Source organism: Caballeronia sp. Sq4a (genome assembly GCF_023170545.1).
GTDB lineage: Bacteria > Pseudomonadota > Gammaproteobacteria > Burkholderiales > Burkholderiaceae > Caballeronia.
In genome coordinates this window covers 1,015,620-1,034,301 of record NZ_CP084252.1, presented here as the reverse complement: position 1 = coordinate 1,034,301, position 18,682 = coordinate 1,015,620, and the positions used below count along the sequence as shown (strand labels likewise).

General features: G+C 60.2%; 11 protein-coding genes. 6 read left to right on the top strand and 5 right to left on the bottom strand.

Going from position 1 to position 18,682, the window contains the following annotated elements:
• Positions 1 to 44 precede the first annotated feature (44 nt).
• Complete coding sequence (locus LDZ24_RS24305; RefSeq protein WP_248323743.1) at positions 45 to 4,211, bottom strand: CheR family methyltransferase; 4,167 nt, start codon at positions 4,209 to 4,211, stop codon at positions 45 to 47.
• A gap of 432 nt (positions 4,212 to 4,643) precedes the next feature.
• Between LDZ24_RS24305 and LDZ24_RS24300 the strand changes: the two genes are divergently transcribed.
• Entirely contained in the window at positions 4,644 to 5,099 is a 456-nt protein-coding gene (locus LDZ24_RS24300) for a histidine kinase (RefSeq protein WP_248323742.1), read from the top strand.
• Between the two features lie 33 nt (positions 5,100 to 5,132).
• Here LDZ24_RS24300 and LDZ24_RS24295 read toward each other — a convergent pair whose 3' ends face one another.
• Positions 5,133 to 5,792, bottom strand: a complete 660-nt coding sequence (locus tag LDZ24_RS24295) for an HD domain-containing protein (protein WP_248323741.1) — start codon at positions 5,790 to 5,792, stop codon at positions 5,133 to 5,135.
• 164 nt (positions 5,793 to 5,956) lie between these two features.
• On the opposite strand from LDZ24_RS24295, the gene LDZ24_RS24290 reads away from it, so the two are divergent.
• From LDZ24_RS24290 to LDZ24_RS24270, 5 genes are all read left to right on the top strand, one after another.
• Entirely contained in the window at positions 5,957 to 7,369 is a 1,413-nt protein-coding gene (locus LDZ24_RS24290; RefSeq protein ID WP_248323740.1) for a PLP-dependent aminotransferase family protein, read from the top strand.
• A gap of 118 nt (positions 7,370 to 7,487) precedes the next feature.
• Positions 7,488 to 7,904, top strand: a complete 417-nt coding sequence (locus LDZ24_RS24285) for a cupin domain-containing protein (RefSeq protein ID WP_248323739.1) — start codon at positions 7,488 to 7,490, stop codon at positions 7,902 to 7,904.
• A gap of 24 nt (positions 7,905 to 7,928) precedes the next feature.
• Positions 7,929 to 8,384, top strand: a complete 456-nt coding sequence (locus tag LDZ24_RS24280) for a carboxymuconolactone decarboxylase family protein (protein ID WP_248323738.1) — start codon at positions 7,929 to 7,931, stop codon at positions 8,382 to 8,384.
• A 435-nt stretch (positions 8,385 to 8,819) separates the two neighbouring features.
• Positions 8,820 to 10,610, top strand: coding sequence for a CpsD/CapB family tyrosine-protein kinase (locus LDZ24_RS24275; protein ID WP_248323737.1), 1,791 nt, complete (start codon positions 8,820 to 8,822; stop codon positions 10,608 to 10,610).
• 582 nt (positions 10,611 to 11,192) lie between these two features.
• Positions 11,193 to 12,596, top strand: a complete 1,404-nt coding sequence (locus tag LDZ24_RS24270) for a glycosyl hydrolase (RefSeq protein WP_248323736.1) — start codon at positions 11,193 to 11,195, stop codon at positions 12,594 to 12,596.
• A 71-nt stretch (positions 12,597 to 12,667) separates the two neighbouring features.
• Here the strand turns inward: LDZ24_RS24270 and LDZ24_RS24265 are convergent, their stop codons facing one another.
• The 3 genes from LDZ24_RS24265 to LDZ24_RS24255 all read right to left on the bottom strand — a co-directional run bounded on the left by LDZ24_RS24265 (position 12,668) and on the right by LDZ24_RS24255 (position 18,582).
• Positions 12,668 to 14,302, bottom strand: a complete 1,635-nt coding sequence (locus LDZ24_RS24265; protein ID WP_248323735.1) for a beta-glucosidase — start codon at positions 14,300 to 14,302, stop codon at positions 12,668 to 12,670.
• Positions 14,303 to 14,453: 151 nt separating this feature from the next.
• Positions 14,454 to 16,676, bottom strand: coding sequence for a polysaccharide biosynthesis tyrosine autokinase (locus tag LDZ24_RS24260; RefSeq protein ID WP_248323734.1), 2,223 nt, complete (start codon positions 16,674 to 16,676; stop codon positions 14,454 to 14,456).
• A gap of 577 nt (positions 16,677 to 17,253) precedes the next feature.
• On the bottom strand, positions 17,254 to 18,582 hold the full coding sequence (locus LDZ24_RS24255; protein WP_248323733.1) for a hypothetical protein: 1,329 nt from the start codon (positions 18,580 to 18,582) through the stop codon (positions 17,254 to 17,256).
• Positions 18,583 to 18,682 lie beyond the last annotated feature (100 nt).

Genomic DNA, 18,682 nt, shown 5'->3' with positions numbered 1-18,682 from the left:
CGGCCCGCTCAGACCTGCATCGCGCCCGGCTCGCTAATGTGAAGCTAGCCGGTAGCCTGGCTTCCCTGATCGCGAGTAAGCACGCCTAGCGCATCCATCAACAGCGAAAAGTCCAGCGGCTTTGCCAGATGCACGTCGTAGCCGGCCTCATGCGCGGCCTGCACGTCTTCGTGGCGGTCGTGTCCACTCAGCGCGACGCAGCGCACCGCCGCCCATGCCGGATTTGCGCGAATCCTGCGCGCTAGCTCGTAACCGTTCATGCCGGGCAGGTCGATGTCCGACACGACCGCGTCGATCGGCCGTTCCGCGAGGATCTTCAACGCGGTGTCCGCGTCCGCAGCGGCTTCGACCACGGCGCCTTCCAGTTCAAGCAGCGTGGTCAGCGAAGCGCTGGTGTCCTCGTCGTCCTCCACCAGCAGGATGTGCAGCCCGACGATGCTCGCGTCGTCCCGGCTGATTGCGCTGACAGGCGGCGGGGCGTCGGCCGCCGGCAGCCATACCGACATCGTCGTGCCCATGCCGTGGCCCTCCGATGCTGCCGCGACCCTGCCGCCATGCTTCTCGACCAGTTGCTTGACGAGCGCGAGGCCGATGCCCAGGCCGCCGCGAATGCGGTCGCGCGGTCCCTGACGAAACATGTCGAATACATAGTCGACCATCGCCGCGTCGATCCCTTGCCCATCGTCGGCGACGTCGATGCGCAACATGCGGCCTTCATGCGACAGATTGAGCTTCACATGGCCGCCCGCATGGGTGAACTTCAGCGCGTTCGACACGAGGTTCCAGATGATCTGCTCGCACCGGACGGGATCGGCGAGCGCGATCGCCGGTCCTTCCAGCAGATGCGTTTCGAGTGAGATGCCGCGTGCGCCGGCGTCTTCCTCGCAAGCATCCGCGATGCTGCGCAGGATAGCGGACACGTCCACCCGCTGCACTTCGAGCGTGAGCTTGCCCGTTTGAATGCGCGACCAGTCGAGCAGATCGTCGATGATCTGCGCCTGGCTGCGCACCGCCTGCTTGATGGAAACGGCCGCTTCGCGCACGGCGTCGATGTGCCGGACCTCCGGCAAGCGTGGCAGCATCTCCGACTTCACGCCTATCAGATTGAGCGGATGCTTCAGTTCATGCGACAGCACCGCGATGAACTCGTCCTTCACCTGATTGGCGCTCAGCGCCTGCTCGCGCGCGCGCTGTTCCTGCTCCAGCGCCTCGCGGCTCGCGTCCTCGCGCTGCTTGCGCTCGGTCAGATCGCGGACGATCTTCCCGAAGCCGCTGAACGAGGCGTCCGAGATCGGCGTCACCACGCCGCTGCAATAGATGCGCCGGCCGTCCTTCGTGCGATGCCAGCGTTCGTCGTCGGCGCGGCCTTCCCTCAGCGCGGTTTCGCGCTCGTGCGCGGGCACGAACGCCAGCCGGTCGTTCGTCTCATAGATCAGCTCGATGTCGCGCCCGACCACTTCGTCTTCCGCGTACCCGAAGATTCTCTCCGCGCCCGCGTTCCAGCTCACGATCAGGCCGTCGCGGTCGTGAATGATGATCGCGTAGTCCTTGGTGGACTGCGCGACGAGACGCAGCCTCTGCTCGTTCGCGCGCGCCGCCTCTTCGGCGTGGTGCCTGTCGGTGATGTCGATGAGCGTGATCACCGCGCCGTCGATATGATCGTCGGCCGTGCGATACGGCAACAGCCGCATCAGATACCAGCGGCCTGTCTCGCTCTGAATCTCGCGCTCTGTCAGCCGCAGTGACTGGAACGACTGCCGCACGTCGTCGGCGAGTGTCGGGTAGCGCAGCGAATGCGTAATGTGAAAGAGCGACCGGCCGATGTCGGTATCGATGAGATTGAAGATCGCCGTCGCGTTCGGCGTGAATCGCTTGATGCGAATCTCCTTGTCGACGAACACCGTCGCGATCTCGCTCGATTCGATGATGTTGTGCAAGTCGTCGTTGGCCTTCGCGGTGTCTTCGATGCGTGCCTGCAATTCGGCGTTCGCGGTGGTGAGTTCCTCGTTGACCGACTGAAGCTCTTCCTTGCTGCTTTCGAGTTCTTCGCTGGTCGAGCGCAATTCCTCGTTGATCGCCTGCAACTCTTCGTTCGACGCCCTCAGTTCCTCCACCGACGTTTCATACTGCTCGATGATCGTCGCCAGTTGCTCGCGGCTCTGCTGCAACTCCTGTTCGAGCTGCGCGAGCACGGGGTCCTGACCCGCTGCTTCGGCGTGTTCTTCGTCGGTCATGCGAGCCGACACTTCATCGAACACGATCAGCAGGAACCCGGCATTCGCGACCTTGTCGTGGAACGGCCGCACCGTCATGTTTATCCACGAGGCGCGCGGCTCGTGCACCCACTTCACGCGGCGCGCCTCGACGCTCGTGCCGGTTTGCAGCGCGCGAAAAATGGCCGTGCGAAGTTCCAGACGCAAGTCAGGCAGCACCAGCGACATGATGTTGCTCGACAGCTCGCCGCCCGGATGGCGCAGGAAGCGGCCCGCATTGTCCGAGAGGTGCACGACGTTCGAGTCGCGGTCGATGATGACGCTCGGAGGCGCATACGTTTCGAGCGCGCGCTGATGCAGCTCCGTAAACGAGAAGCTGCGCTGCGCGGGACTGGCCGGCGCGCGCCGCGGCGCGGTAGTTGCCGCGCGTTCGTCGGCGGTGCCCGGTTCATGTTGCGACAGCGGCGGAAAACCCACCGGAGGCTTCGTACGATGCGCGACCATGCGCGCGCGGTAGATGCGCCATTTCTTGTCCACGACGACGAACAGGTCGTCGGCGGCATCGGCCGATTCGGCGGTGCCGAGGAACAGGTAGCCGTTCGGCCGCAACGCGAAGTGGAACAGTTCGAGAATCTGCCGCTGCACCGCGCGTTCGAGGTAGATCAGCACGTTGCGGCACGAGATCAGATCCAGATGCGAGAACGGCGGATCGCGCAGCAGGCTATGCGACGCGAACAGGATGCGCTCGCGCACCGACTTGGCAATGACGTAGTGCGCCGCTTGACGCACGAAATAGCGCTGCAGCAGCGCGGGCGGCACGTCGTTCGCGATCGCGAGCGGATAGGAGCCGGCGCGCGCGCGCGAAATCGCCGCTTCGTCGATGTCGGTGGCGAATACCTGAATGGAGCGGGCCGAGGCCGCCGCGTCGCGCGCCTGCGCCAGTTGCAGCGAGATGGAATAGGCTTCCTCTCCGGAGGCGCAACCGGCCACCCAGACGCGCACCTGGCCCTCGCCCGGGTCCTCCGCGAAAAGGGTGGAGATGACCTCGCGCTCGAGATAATCGAATGCGCCGCGGTCGCGGAAAAACTGCGTCACGCCGATCAGCATGTCGCCGAGCAACGCGTTCGCTTCGTCGGGCGTCGCGCGCAGGAAGTCGCGATAGCCCATCAGATCGCGCTGTCCGTTCACCTGCATGCGCCGTTCGATACGCCGCAGCACCGTGGCGCGTTTGTACAGCCGGAAGTCGTGTCCCGTGCGCACGCGCAGGTGCATCAGGATGTCGGACAGCGCGCGCTCCGGGTCGTTGGCAATCCGACGCGTGCGGTCGTTCGCCGGCTCTGCGACTTCGAGACTCTCCAGCTGGATGCGCTGCGCGTTCGCCAGCAGTTCGATCAATCGCTGCGGCATCTCGGACGCGGGCAGCACGATGTCGACCTGGCTCGTCGCAATGGCGTGCTGCGGCATCTCCGCGTGCTCGGCGTCGCTGGGCGTCTGCGCGAGCGTGATCCCGCCCGCTTCCTTGATGCGAATGAGGCCCGCCGCGCCATCCGATCCCGCGCCGGAAAGCACGATGCCGATCGCATGTTGTTCATGAGCCTCGGCGAGCGTGCGGAAAAAATGGTCGATCGTGAAAGGCGGGCTTTCCGATGCATCGCGATCGACGGCTCTGACGCAGCCATCCGACATCTCGAGCTGCTTGCCCGGCGCGATCACATACACATGGTTCTTTTCGAGCGGCAGAGTGGAAGTCACCTGACGCACTGGCATGCCGGTGGCGCGTTGCAGGATGTCGTCGACGTGACTCGCGTGTTCTGCGGCCAGATGCACCACGACGACGAACGCCATTTCCATGCTGTTCGGCGCATTCTCGAAAAACGTCTGCAAGGCTTCGACGCCGCCGGCCGACGCGCCGATACCCACTACTGGAAACCGCAAGTCGCTCTTGACCGCAATGGGCGAACCCGTCGCTCGCTGGAGCGTCGACTTCGGCTTGGACACTGCGCCTCTCCTCGTCTAATGCGCGGCTGTGTTATTGACGACCAATGCCGAATTCTGCACTGACCACTTATTGTAAGACCAGCGATGCGGCACACAGCTATTGTAGGGCAGCAGGTTGGCCCGAACTTGTCGGAACGGTGACTGAACGGAATCTGCCGAACGATCGGTCGCACGAAATTCGATAGCACGACATAGCGGAGCACGACGAGGGCTCACTATGCATTCGCGCCGCCTCTTCACTGTTCCCGGCTTCGTGCGAATGACTCCGGTTGCGTGGCGCTCGCGCCGCAGTCGCCTCGAAATTCCTTGTATTGATGCGAAACGCGGCATACAACTGTTGCTTCAGAGAGCTTTCTAACGTTGTGCCAGCCAGATCATCTGGGGCACGAATCGCAGATGCGGTTCCTGCAAGCGGAGCAGCTAGGAGGCGCTATGACACGTCGGGTACCGTTGGACGACGAACAGGAGTGCGCGTTCTGGACCACGAGCGCGAATGCCACAGGGACAACGGCGAATTGCCGTATTCTGATCGGTCATCGGGATGAAGCGGTCGGCGCATCGCTCGCGTTGCTGTTGACGCTCAAGCACTATCAGGTGCTTTACGCCACGAACCTCGCCACGCTTCGGCGCCAGATGGCGTGCTGGCGTCCCCATGCGCTGTTACTCGATACCCGGCTGGATGCCGATTCGCACTATGCATTCGTTCGCAGCTTGCGCGCAGACGAGCGCACCGCGAGACTGCTGGTCCTCGCGATGAGCAACATCTGCCCATTGGATTCCGTCTCGACGTTGAAGCAAGCCGGCTTCGACGGGCACGTGCGAAGACCTTGCTCGGTATGGCGCGTGACTGATCTCCTCGACAGTCACTTCTGCGGCGGCGATTCGTGACGAACGTCATGCGTGCCGATTGCGGCTACGACGTCAGCCCCACTTCGAATTGAGAATGATGCTGCACAGGTTCACGCGCTCGAAGCCCGGGTCCTTGTGCGCGAGGAAATCGTCGTTGAAGGTGCCGAACGTGGTGCCCGGGCGATGCTTCATGCCGTCGTAGAAGGCATCGATCATTCTGGCTGCGAAGTCGGCGCCGCGCGGATAAGCCGCGACCACCGCCGCGCGCTGCGCTTCTGAAAACGCATCGAAGCCGCGTCCTGCTACGTCCATGCCCGCGCCGGCCTGCACCAGCGCGATCTCGCCGTGCATGTGCTCGGGAATGCCCGGCGTCGTATGCAGCGCCACGGCAGTCCACACTTTCGCCACGTCCGCCTCGTCGACATGGTGACTGCGCAGGAAATCGCGCGCGGCGTTGGCGCCGTCCACTTCGAAGCGCAATTGGCTTTTTCCATACGCCGACGTCAGACCGATATCGTGGAACATGGCGGCAAAGTAGAGCAACTCCCGGTCGTACGCGATACCGTTTCGTTTGCCCAACAGCGCGCCCCAAAGGTAGACCCTCGTCGAGTGGTTGAACAACAATTCGCTCTCGGTGTCGCGGATGAGTTCGGCCGCCTCGCGCGCGAGCGGGCTGTCGGGAATGACGACATCGAGCATGGCATTCGTCGGCGCGGCTGTATCTTGCTTCATCGCTTACTCGAACTGGTTGGAGCGTGCTTTCCTATTGCACGCGTCTTGTGAATGGGCGGTCATCGAGCGCCGACTGACTGGCGGCGCTACAGCCCGAAAGTTACGCCGCGCATGGCTCCGCGAACAGGCCCAAGATCGGTAAGAGCCACTGTACTATCGCGTCTATGGCAATACTTTCCATTGGACTCGATCGTGCCGGAGGCCTCCCGCTGTCGGCGCAAATCTATGGCTCGATCCGCCATGCGATCGAATCGGGCCAGCTTGCGGCCGGCGCGCGGCTGCCGTCGTGGTCGGATCTGGCTGCTCAGCTGGGCGTATCGCGAGGCACGGTTCGCACGGCCTATGAACGGCTGATCGACGAGCAGTTTGCGGTCGGCTTGGGCGCGGCCGGCACGCGAGTCGTTGCGCGGCCCTCGCCGCCGACGGCCGGATGGTCGCCCGAGTCGCCGCCGCTTCCGGAGTTGTTCAACGACTTCAGCACGGCGCCGCTGGCGTTTCAAATGGGCGTGCCTTCGCAGGACGCGTTTCCGTTCAAGCTCTGGTCACGGATTCAGGCACGCGCCGCCCGCCGCGCCGCAGCGGCTCCTGTCGGCTATCCCGACCCTCGCGGCGATCCTGAACTACGGCAAGAGATCGCGTCGTATCTCGCGGTGTCTCGCGGGCTTCTATGCAGTCCCTCGCAGGTGTTCGTCACCGCGGGTTTCGCCGGCGCGCTGAACCTCGCGATTCGCGGCCTGCGCATCGAAGGCAAACAAGCGTGGATGGAAGAGCCCGGCTTTCCGCTCACGCGCACGGCGCTCGGCCTGGCCGGCATGACGGTGGCTGGCGTGCCCGTGGACGCCGATGGGCTCGATGTCGACGCAGGCATCCGGATCGCGCCTGCGGCCGCGCTGGCGGTGGTGACGCCGGGCCAGCAGGCGCCGCTCGGAATGACGATGTCGCTCGCTCGACGGCTCGCGCTGCTCGAGTGGGCCAGACACCACGATGGGTGGATCGTGGAAGACGATTATCTCGGCGAGTTGCAGTTGAGGGGACGGGCCGCGCCGGCTCTGGCCTCGCTCGATCGTGACGGCCGCGTGCTCCACATCGGGACCTTCAGCAAGACCATCAGCCCCGCGCTTCGCCTCGGTTTTCTCGTTGTGCCGCCGGCCTTGGCGCGCGGCTTCGGCGATGTCGCGGCGTGCCTTTCGCCCGCCCCGGCTGCATCGGTGCAGCACGCCGTCAGCGAGTTCATGCACGAGGGACACTTCCTTCGCCATCTGCGGCGGATGAAGCGTCTCTACGCGGGCCGGCAGGAAGCGCTGGTTCGTTGTCTGAAGGAACTGGGCTCGGGGTCAATCGACGTGCGCGGTTCTGCCGGCATGACCGTCGTGGCCGCGCTTTCGCAACCCGCCGTATCGGATATCGACATCGCTTCTCGCGCGCGAGTATTCGGACTGGCCCCGGTCCCGCTTTCACCCTGGTACACGACGGAGCCGAGGCAACAGGGGCTGCTGCTCGGCGTGACCAATCTGGATGAAAGAACCCTCGCGGGTAACTGTTCGCGCCTGCTGGAAGTCATTCGCGGGCGGCACTGACGAACCAGCGTCACCTGCCGCGCTCTGCGCTCTTGGTGCATCGAAAATGTTCATTCCTGGTGCTTTTGCGTGTCCACACGTGACACGACAATGCAGAAGCACAAAGGAGCCAGACACCATGAACATACGATCCATCAAGCGAGCCGCCTGCGCTGCCGTGGCGTTGGGCATCGCCTTATCGGCCTCGGCACACGGCGCAGCTGAGACCGTTACGCCGAACTTCCAGCACGCCATTCGCAACGTTCCGGGCAAGTCGTTGACCGCGGTCGTCGTCGATTACGCGCCCGGCGCGGCGTCCTCAGCGCACAGACATGCGGCCTCGGCTTTCATCTATGCGTACGTCGTATCGGGCGAAATCGAGTCACAAGTCGATGACGGTCCGACGCGCGTCTACCATGCCGGCGAGAGCTTCTTCGAGGAGCCCGGCTCAGTTCACCGCATAAGCCGCAATACCAGCAAAACGGAGCCCGCCAAGCTGCTTGCCGTCTTCGTCGCGGATAGCAGCGACAAAGCGCTGACCACCCCCATCAAGTAATTCATTCCCTTCAGGAGTCATCTCATGAGCAAGCGTCTCGACTACGTTCAAATTGCGCCCGCGGGCGTCAAGGCCATTGGCGGCGTCTATGGCTATGTGATGCAGAGCGACCTGTCGCCGCTTCTCGTCGATCTGGTCTACCTGCGCGTCTCGCAGATCAATAACTGCGCCTATTGCCTCGACATGCACACACGCGACTTGCTGAATAAAGGCGTGAAGATCGACAAGCTCGCGCTCGTGCAGGCATGGAGAGAAGCGGGCCATCTCTTCGACGACCGCGAGCGCGCAGCGCTCGCGTGGGCGGAATCCGTCACGCTGGTGGCGCAAACTGGCGTGCCCGACGCGTCGTATGAAGGCGCCCGCGCCGTGTTCAGTGAGCGAGAACTCGTCGACCTGACGATCGCCATTAGCTTGATGAATATGTATAACCGCATGGCGATCAGTTTCCGCAATACGCCGCAGGCCGTGTTGGAACAGTAAGCGCCCTGCCGGTTCTGCGCCGTTGCGCGACCGCGTTGCATCGGCGCGGCGGGATGATTGTTTGCACGCATTTGCACGGGTATGTGTGGACATATCGCTGGCAATGGCGTGATGACATTCGCCAGTTCCGAGATCGCACGGCCGTTCGCGCAGCTGTTTCGTATACATACTCACCCACGCGAATTCCTATTTTAATAGTACGAAAAGCCGTGTCTGTTTCCGTACGCATTCGCGTTCAATTTCGAGCCAAAAGAAAATCGGCGGTATACAGTTCGATACTTTGGCAGCTGGCGCGAAGTCCCAGCGCACGAGCACGTGTGCGAGTCCGCTGCGCAGACTCTGCCGTACTTTCGCCTGACGACCCGGTGGCATAAAAATTCTGTTCGTGACTCGGTTCTCCGGCGCCGACTCGGACGCTGGAACAAAGAGGACCTCATGTATTCGAAGATCGTATCCATCCTCTTTTACATGTTTTTCACCTGCATTATCTTCAACCCGCGGGTCAATGGCTTCACGATTTATTTTTATCTCTTCATTCCTTTTCTCGACCTCAAGTTTCTCCGCTTCCTCTCCGCCACTGCCCGTAGCTGGAGCGGTCCGCTGGCGATCGGTGTGGCTGTCAGCGCGATAGGATCGCCGAGCGTAGCGCTTCGGGTCGTCTCCATTGGGCTGTGCATCGGCTACATGATGTACACGATCGGCGCGCGCATCTGCTACCTGCACCATTGGATGGCGATCAACATAGCGTTCGCAGTCGTGCAATTCTCGGCTTATTACGTTGACCGGGGGCTCGCCGAGACGCTGGGACCGGCCGCCCTTTCGCGGATGATCTGGGGAGAGTACGCGACGCGCGCCTACTCCAACTTCTATGAGTTCCTGTTCTTTGCCAGAGCCTCGGGATTCTCGAGAGAAGCGGGCTTCTTCTCGTCCTTACTTGTCGCGTCGCTCATTGCTCATCTTTTGATCGAGAAGGTCAACAAGAAGATTGTCGCAATGTACTGCCTCGGACTCTTTTTGTGCTTCTCGAAGTCATCGTTCATTCTGTTCATATTTCTCGGGCTTTATCCGTTGCGTCATCGACTCCGGATGGTCCATCCGCTTGTCATGCTTGCCGGATTCATTTGTGTCGTCGGCCTCGTGGGCATCTACCTCGGAAGTCATACGTTCTATGGCTCGACCACATTCTCACACCGACTCGGTGGTTACCCGTTCATGTTCGATGCGTCGCTGGAGGACATATTGCGAGGCGTCACTGCCGACGACGTACGCTCGCGGTATATGTATCTGCCTTCGTTTCGTCTGGTCGAGTATGAAATCTCTTCCGGCGTGCCGTTCGCGGGCCTTCCTGCGAGCTTCGCAGAAATGGGCTTGTTCAGCGCGCTGCTTCTGCTTGGCTTCATTGCCTTCACGGCGAGTGACGGCTTCCTGATGCTGCTTCTCTTGCTCATCACCTCGACGGTCAGTATCACTACCGTGACGTCGTTCGTGGTGATCGGCTACCTCGTTCTCTATTGGCCGAGATTCAAGGCTTATCGCGCGAAGCGCAGTTCGTTTCCGGCAGCCAGCTTCAAACTCTTTCCGCTGGAACACTTCCAGCTCAGACGCCGGGAACGGCTCAAGCTGCCTTATACGCCGTGGAAGCGCAACGTGATGATCGTGACCAGTTCGCGGTCGAACCACGGGAAAACGGTATTGGCGGCCCAGTTGGCCTCGATGAATGCGAAAGCGGGCAACCGCGTACTGCTCATTGACGCCGATTTCCGCCACGGTGCGATCTCTGATTCGTTCGGGCTATCCAATTCACTAGGCCTTGCGCAAGTTCTCGAAAGCAACATCAGAGTTCAACATGTCATTCATTCTGTTGGAGGATCGAAGAACCTCGATGTCATACCCGTTGGCGATCTGCTCCCGGCCCCGGAGCTGTCACTCTCTAATCGGCGTCTTGCGCATCTGATGCGCGAGCTAACTCCTGCGTACGACCTCGTTATCATCGCCGCGCCTGAAGTGCTGTCGGCCGACGACGCCTGCTTGATCGCGCCGCTCGGCGCATGCACTTTGCTCGTCGAACAACCCGACACTTACGCGGTGGGGAATCTTCAGGAGGCCGTGAGACGACTCGATCGAGTGCGGGCGAATATCGCCGGCGTCGTCTTCGATGCCGTCCCGCGACAGACCACGCAAAGAGCCCGACGGGTGTATGGCCATATAAACGCCGTCACGCCGTAGCCCCGCCTTCGTTAATCGCGCCTGCCTTCTGCAAGAGAAGTGGACGTTCGTTCGTAAGTGGGCGAACGTCCTCGGCGCAATGAAGAGTCCGCACTCATCTGTGAGCGTACGCCGAATTAAGTTGCGCCATCTATTCCGAACGTAGTCTTGCAAGTCACGACTATGACAGGGATTTCACCTACCCCAATGAATGAGCCACCGTCGCGCATTGTGGGCGACGCCTCGGCGCATTAGCACCCCGATCAAGCGCTTAAAACGACCAGTCGATGCGGTCAAAACTACTCGTCGCGCCCTCGCCCGCAATTTATGCCACAAAGTAGTGCTGAGTAAAAACTACTGGTCGGCAAGCGGTTGATCAATATTAAGGATCACAAAGCGATCCTTTTACCTGATGCACCCTCGATGCCGGAATCGGGGTGGTCAGTTCTTCCCGATGCCCCGCCTCATTAGGAGCATTTTCCCCCTTATGATAGTAAGAAAATACAGAATTTCTTTTTTCCGATACCGTTACATTCAGAAACATCTTAGGAGACTTATCAGACATATACTGCGCCCACTCTGAAAAACAACGAAACTCTTACTGTGTTCAAAAAACTCTCTACCCAAGTTAAGAATGTTTTACCTGTTGGCATCGACGGTAAAAACGACTTCATCTCGCGTCGAAGCTTTTTGTCTGTCCTCATGGCCGGTGCCGGCAGCGCGGCCTTGGCGGCTTGCGGCGGCGGCAGCGAAGGCGACGGTTCGTCGGGCAGCGTCGCAAACGTTGCCACCGGCGTCTCCAAAGCCGCGTCGGCGAGCGGCACGGTGATTCCCCCGGCGTCCTCCATCACCGACAGTTCGGGCAACGTGTGGGCGCTTTCCAGCGGCCACGTCACGCGTAACGGCTCCAATGTGTCGACCGGATCCTCTGTCGCGCTGGTCAACATCCTGTATTTCAACGGAACGATCTACGCGAAGAACTCATCTGGCGTCTGGTACAAGAACGGCAGCCCGTGGGCGAACATCGGTTCGGCGGATCCGCGTGGAACGACCACCGCCAACGCTGTCAGCAACAACTCGCTGTTCTACGGCATGAACGGCCATATGGCCTGGGGTTCGGGCAGCATCTACAACACCATGTCGGCCGCCGCGCAGCTCGCTATCCTCAAGGACCTGGGCGTGACGAACTATCGTGCAGACGTCTGCACGGCCGCGATGGCCCAGATTCTCGCGAACGCGCTGAACGGACCGTTCAAAAATAGCGGCGTGTCGATTCTGCCCGTGCTGAATCCGCCGTCGATCGGTTGGAATGTCTCACTGAGCGAGTCGGCAGCCTATACGCTCGGCTACAACCTTGCCACGAGCGTGACGAAGGTGCTCAAGGGCCTGGTGAAGTACATCGAATGCGGTAACGAGCTGGACGTGAATGCGCGTTCGAACGGCAACGGCAACCTGACGAGCAACTGGGACCCGAAGGCGTGGGGCTCTTTCCGTGGCGTGATTCGCGGCATGGTCGACGGCGTGCGCGCGGTCGATCCGACCATCAAGGTCGGCGTGGGCGTCGGTATTCCTCTCGCTTTCCGCGCACTGCAGATGCTGTGGAACGGCATTACGCCGGATGGTTCCGCGAATGGCGTCTCGGGCGCCGCGACTATCCGCTGGGACTTCACTTGCTATCACTGGTACGAAAGCTCGGGCGATGTGGTCTGTGGATGGATCAACAATCAGTGCTTCGACGTGCTCCAGTCGCTGAAAGATGCGTTCGGCGTACCGATCTGGTTGACGGAATGGGGTTTCCACGGTCAGACCGACACGCCGGACCAGCAAGTTGCATATGTCAACAAAGCGCTGGCCGAGTACAAGTCGGTGAAGGACAAGTACAACCTTCAGTCCGTCATAATGTATGCCGTGATCGACGACAGCTTCGGACTTATCAAGAACGACGGGGTCACGAAGACACCGGCTTACAACACCTTTAAGAATTTCGTTAAAGCCAATCCCGTTTGATCCATCACGCAAGGAGCGCTCTCATTCGCAATGAATCAAAGCGCTCCGTGACACTTCCGCAGTAGCCGTCGCTACTTCCTGGCGGGCACGAGATACTTCGGCATGACGCCGAGCTTCCACTCGAAGTTGTCATTGACTTCGATGGTCGACGTCGAACCTTGCCAGTCGATCTGTGTGTATTTGCCGGGCGGAACCGGCACGGACGTGGCGACCGGACCGTCATCGGCGTCGCGTCTCCAACCCGCGATCACGCAATCGCTCTCGCAGTATTGGTAGACCTTGGTCGTCTCGTTATCGGCGAACGACTGCTTCCACATCCGATTCCCGATCGTCCGAAAGACCGTGGCGACCGCGGCATACGCCGGCTTTGGCGAGAGATCCAGTCGCAGGAGACCGAAGTTGGCTTCCTTGTCGCGTGGATTCACTCCGTCATCGACGAAGTCATACCACATGACCGTTTTCATCGTGTTGAAGCGCCGTGACAACAGGTAAGTGCGCGCCGCTGCCGCAGCCTGTTTGCGCTCCGACAAGCCCGCATCCTCCGGACTCGACGGCCATCCGATCTCCGTGACGTACACCCCGAGCGGCCCGACACCCGGTTTCGGATGAGATTGCGTCATGCGCTGCAAATGCTGCCATACGCTCGGCACATTCACCTGAGAAAGCGGAGAGCCTTTCGCGCTGTAGCCGTGGTCGGGATCGTACGGAGACATGTACGGATGAATGCTGAAGCCGTCCTGATAAGCGAGCGCATCGGCTTTCGCAATCGCCGCAATGCAGTCGCCGCCGGGGCCGCCGCCTGCTCCGCCTCCACCACAAGAAAGCACGGTGGCGTCGGGACTCTGTTTCTTGATGAGGCTATAGACGGGCTTCAGCAACGCAAGGTAAGTGTCGTAGCCCCCCATGCTGGCGAAGTTCGGTTCATTCCATACTTCCCAGGTCTTGACGTAGCCTTTGTAGAAACCGACGACCTTATCGACATAGCGCAGAAAGAGCTCGCGTTCTTCCTGCGTCTGCGGAAAGCCTTGCGGTCCCTTGAACAGATTCGGGTACGTCTGCCTGTTTCCGAAGTCGAGCTCGATGAGCGGCTTCAGATTCATGCGAACCGCCTGGCGGACATATCCACCATAGTCGTTGTCGTTGCGTGGCAACTGAAACTGCCCGGGCGTCTTTTCGATGGCGCTCCAATAGACTTCATCGCGGATCCATGTGAAGCCCGCTCGCTTGACGAGCGGCAACACGATCGACGGCACGCCCTTCCTATGGGCGAAGTGAGTTTGCACGCCTGCTTCGCTGAAGCTGCCTTTTCCGGCTGCGAGAACTGCAAGACTAACTTTCTGCGAGGCGATCTCATCACCGCTTTTCGATGAGAGTTTTATATCGAGCACGTACAGTCCCGCGCCCGGTAAAGAAACATTCACCGATATCTGCTGGCCGCCGGAACCCTTGGTGGGCGAGATGCGGTAGTCCTTGAGCGGCGACTGCGAGACCTCACCGTTATCGTCGTAGCGATAAAGCGTTGCGATGGCTTCGCCATCGAACGCATTCGCGGGCGTCACTTTGAAATTGAGTCGTTTGTCGCCCGCGTCTTCGATGATCAGTGAACCGGGCGCGCTCATCAACTGCAACGCATCCTGAGCACGCGCGGGGCTTGCGTCGATCAAGACTGCCAACGGCGCGGCGAGTATCAAGGCGGCACGGGCCATAGCAATGAAACGCCGCTTTCTACGCGCCGTGCCGAAAGCGCCGCACTGGAGCGACAGCGAAGCTCCAGTGAAGCAGCCTTCCGATGACACCACGCTATCCCGCCGCACTCCTCGTGAATCTACTGTCCATCGCGAAAGGTGCATGCTTGCGCTACTCCGCCGTGGAGTGCGACATGTAAGCGCTCGCGTATGCGTACGTACGTCTTTCGCTACGGCGCTTCGGAACTGCGTTGAAGATCACGCCTGCGATGCGCGCGCCCGTCGAATCGAGTCGCTTGATGGCGTCTTCGAGTTCGTCTTCGCTCTGCAGCCCTGGACGCACGACAATGACCGACGATCCTGCATTGGCCGAGATGAAATTCGCATCGCTGACGGCAAGCACGGCGGGCGTATCGATAATGACGAGGTCGAAGCGCTCGCGCACATGCTCGAGGATCATCGGCATGCGCGGGGTCGAGAGCATCTTCGACGGATTGGCCGGCGAGCGCCCCGCCGTCATCAGCGAGAGACCCGGAATGTCGGTCTCACCGACCGCCTGGTCCACATGCACCTTGCCTGCGAGCACTTCGGAGAGTCCGTTAGTGTTGGTACGTCCGAACATCGAAGCGATGCGACCGCGCCTCATGTCGCCATCGATCAGCAAAACGCTCTTGCCGGATTGCGCATGCAGCACCGCGAGATTCGAGGCCACGAATGTCTTGCCGGTGCCCGGCGCGGCGCCGACGATCGCGAGCACGTTGTTCTGCGCCGGAGCGATGTCATGCATGAGCGAAGCATGCACCGCGCGCAGCGCGTCCACCGCCATGTCCTGATCGCCGTGCGCCGAGAGCAGCTGCGTCGCGTCGATTCCGCCTTCGGAGGCCGACTCATCGCCGGATGCGCGCGCGGACGAGTTGCCGGTCAACGAAAGCGCGCGGCTCTTGCTGGCGAGAAGCGACGGCTTCGTCCGACGATCGAGACGCGCCTGAACCGGGCTGAAACTCACTGCGCCGAACACGGGCAAGCTCAGACGGCGCTCAATTGCCTCCGGCGTCTTGACGTTGCGCGACAGTTGATCGCGGAAGAAAACAAACAACAGTCCGATGATCATCCCCGCAGCTGCGCCGCCCGCGATGATAAGAGGACGCTTGGGCTTGGCCGGATCCGTCGGGTAAATCGCGGAGTCGACAAGATGCACGTTGCCGATCGTGCCTGCGCGCGTCACTGCCAATGCACTGGCCTTTTCGCGCATCGCGACGTAGATATCTTCAGCGACTTTCGCGTCGCGCGTCAGATCCATCAACTTGCGTTCGGACGCAGGCAGCCGCCCGAAACGCTGGTCGAACGCCTGCTTCTGAGCGTTCAACGTAGCAAGTTGTTCGTCGATGGTGCGTACTTCGCGAGTGGTAGGCGCGTAGCGGCTCGCCGTCTGGGTACGCTGCATTTGAAGCGCCGCAATCTGCCGCTCGATGTCGATACTGCCCTGCAGATAAGACGACGCTTCCGTGCCCGGCGTCATCGAACTTGCGGACGTGCGGTATTGGGTCAATGCGCTTTCTGCGCGTTGCAGTTCCTGCTCCAGACGCGGGAGTTCGCCGATGATGAAATCGCGCGTCACGCTCGCTTCTTGCCGGTGCTCATTAACGTGAGCCGCAATGTATTTCTGAGCGATGGCGTTCGTGATTTCCTGCGCGAGATTCGGATCCTCGTTTTCATAGACGATCTGCACGACGCCCGAGTCCTTCATCGACTCCATGACTTTCAGACTCTTCAGGAATCGCGTCATGGCCTGATAGTCGCTATAGCGCACGACGTTGAACTCGGTGCCCGGCCTGGCAACAAGGCTGTCGATCAAAATAGTCGTGCCGTCCGCGGTTGCCGGGTGGCCGACATTACCGTGAAGAATGGAATTACCGCTGGGATCGGTTAGCTCGAACGCGCCTTGCGGCAGAGCTCGCAAGCTCAGCGTCATGTTTTCCAGACGCGCGGGAACTTCCAGCTTCGCGACTTTCACGACCTCGCCGCCCCACGCAAAGGAATTCAGCCCGAGAAGCGGCGCGGACGGCTCGCCTGTCGTCGCGAACAACTCGGAGATGCGGCCCAACAACGGCACTTCATGAGGTTTGACAACGACGTTCTGGTTATATTGCTTGATCACCGGCAAAAGCACCGCACGGCTTTGAATGATCTGCATCTCCGCGTCGGTCGGGAGCGTGGAAGGCACGGTTTGCGGTTGCGTCTGTGCGTTGACGCCCAACGCATTCGGATTAGGAAACTCCACCTTGACCAACGCGTCAGACGAATAAACCGGCGTGGCAATAAACGCATAGAGCGTTGCCGCGCCCGTCACCAGAACGACGATGCTGAGTACCAGCCAAACGTTATCAACGATCAACTTCCAGAAATCGCTTGCAGAAAATGAGTCGTCCACCCTCCTGGGCGGCACTGGGTCAAGACCAAGGATAGGTGTGTTCATCTACAAGTTCCTTACAGTATGTCCTGCGATAGCCATCTCACTGACTGATAGGTCGATACGCATCCATCACCGGGACTCCAGCGAAAGAAGCTTTTGAGCCAAGGCGTGAATCGACTGTCGTTGAGCGTAATTATTTCTGGAGAGTGCTACATTCGGGTTAACGAAAGTTTATGTACGTGCGGCAACCCACACATTAACGGGCACCCGGTTAAGAAAACGTTTCAACCGAAATCGTGCCGGTCTTAATCCGCCATTTCACAGCGTTCTTTTTGTAATTTGATAGGATTATTCGGAGTCCATATCGAGTATGCGGACATCCACCTGACCAATAATTGGGACCGGCTGGCCTATTGCCGATCGTGAAATAGCGACTGCGTCGAAGGCACGAAGTCTTTAGCTGCTGTTTCTAACACTATCACCGAAAAAAATCTGGAGGAGCGAAGTACAGCTTTTTCGCTCCTCGGATTAAGTGCGGCGAACGGGCTGATGCTATGGTCTAGAGAATATCGACATGTTTATGCTGCGGTGCAACGGTAGTCTTCTCGCTACACACTAATGTTGCCCACGGCATGGGTCGGAGGGATGACATCAGTGCAGCCGCCGCAGCGGTCGCGCCATGCAATGTTCCGTGCCTCCTCGAGTCAGTGTTTCGAGAGAGCCCGGGCGATTCCGGCGAATATCCGTAGAAACTCATGAATGGCGACACGTCGGCCCGGACTCGCGCATACGTTCGTCCTTTTTCCGCTAGCGTGTCGAGCTTCTTTTGGCTGACGGAATTCGGGCTTCGCCGCAGTCGATCTAAGGCGACATTGGCCGCGCTGAGTGACTGGGCAAGCACGGGTAATCCGCGGCCGATGCCGACGTCCAGCAATCGAAGCAGTTTGGCCGAATCAGTCGTGCCCTCTGCCATGGTTCGCGTCGCGAGGAGGATGGCGGCGTCAGACGAAGCGTGCGCCATTTCAAAAAGAGTTTCCGCGTCGCTTTGGGAGAAGAGATCTAATGCGCCCAGCCGCAGCGCGGCGTAGCCCAGCGCACATCCGCTCAATGTGTCCTGGCCAATGGCGTTCCAGTCGAAGTCGGTCGAAAGCTCGCGTGTTACGTCGGCCGAGTATATGTTCTGGTTTATCGAAAGCAAAGAAAGCAGGACGTTTCTCGCGGAAGACGAGCATCGAGTCACGACGACTCGCAATGGATCTTCGGTCGCGAGACATGCGTTGTTGGGCGCAAGCAGTACCTTTATTCGCCCCTGCGGCAGGACTATGAATCTCGAACGAAGCTCCGGCCCACCGATTTCCAGTACCGATGGTTCGTTTATCGTCAGTTCGAACTGTGCCGAATACGCATTTCGCTGTTCCTGCTCGATCCTGAGACTGCCCGCGCGCCACGTACTTAAGCGCCGCGTCCAGAGTCGACCCCAAATGTCATGCGCGCGGGTGTCGATAAAGCGAGCCCTCGCCCGTTCCGACAAGTCGACATCTGCCGCAGCCCACCGGAGCCAGCCCGGAAGCTCGTCGGGCACGAGATCGACTGTGTGCGTGACGAATTGACCAATCAACGGGATGCGACACGAAGTACTAGTGCCGTCTCTCCTGATCAACTCGAGCGTTAGATACGTCAAAGCTGAAGGACTTCGAGTCGCCCCCGCCAAGGGTTTTGTGTTCCCGCGAGAGTCGCGAGAAATGGTAATACGTTTGATACGCTTCGAGGAAAGAATTCCTTGATCCAGAACGGAACCGCTCTGATCACTCAACCGAAAGGGGACGGCACACTCGCCTTCGCTGTCTTCGGTTAATCTCGCAAGGCTCAGAATGACAACTTGGACCATAGCCGAAACCTCCGCGCGTCAAACTTCATTTGATAAGATGACTGAGTGACTATGAAGCTGTCTGAAATTGTTTCGCCCGTTAAGACACGCACTCCTATGC

Bases quoted from the DNA above. Each gene is read 5' to 3' on its own strand.
- LDZ24_RS24300 (WP_248323742.1), top strand. From the start codon at position 4,644: ATGACACGTCGGGTACCGTTGGACGACGAACAGGAGTGCGCGTTCTGG.
- LDZ24_RS24295 (WP_248323741.1), bottom strand. From the start codon at position 5,792: ATGAAGCAAGATACAGCCGCGCCGACGAATGCCATGCTCGATGTCGTC.
- LDZ24_RS24290 (WP_248323740.1), top strand. From the start codon at position 5,957: ATGGCAATACTTTCCATTGGACTCGATCGTGCCGGAGGCCTCCCGCTG.
- LDZ24_RS24285 (WP_248323739.1), top strand. From the start codon at position 7,488: ATGAACATACGATCCATCAAGCGAGCCGCCTGCGCTGCCGTGGCGTTG.
- LDZ24_RS24280 (WP_248323738.1), top strand. From the start codon at position 7,929: ATGAGCAAGCGTCTCGACTACGTTCAAATTGCGCCCGCGGGCGTCAAG.
- LDZ24_RS24275 (WP_248323737.1), top strand. From the start codon at position 8,820: ATGTATTCGAAGATCGTATCCATCCTCTTTTACATGTTTTTCACCTGC.
- LDZ24_RS24265 (WP_248323735.1), bottom strand. From the start codon at position 14,302: ATGGCCCGTGCCGCCTTGATACTCGCCGCGCCGTTGGCAGTCTTGATC.
- LDZ24_RS24255 (WP_248323733.1), bottom strand. From the start codon at position 18,582: ATGGTCCAAGTTGTCATTCTGAGCCTTGCGAGATTAACCGAAGACAGC.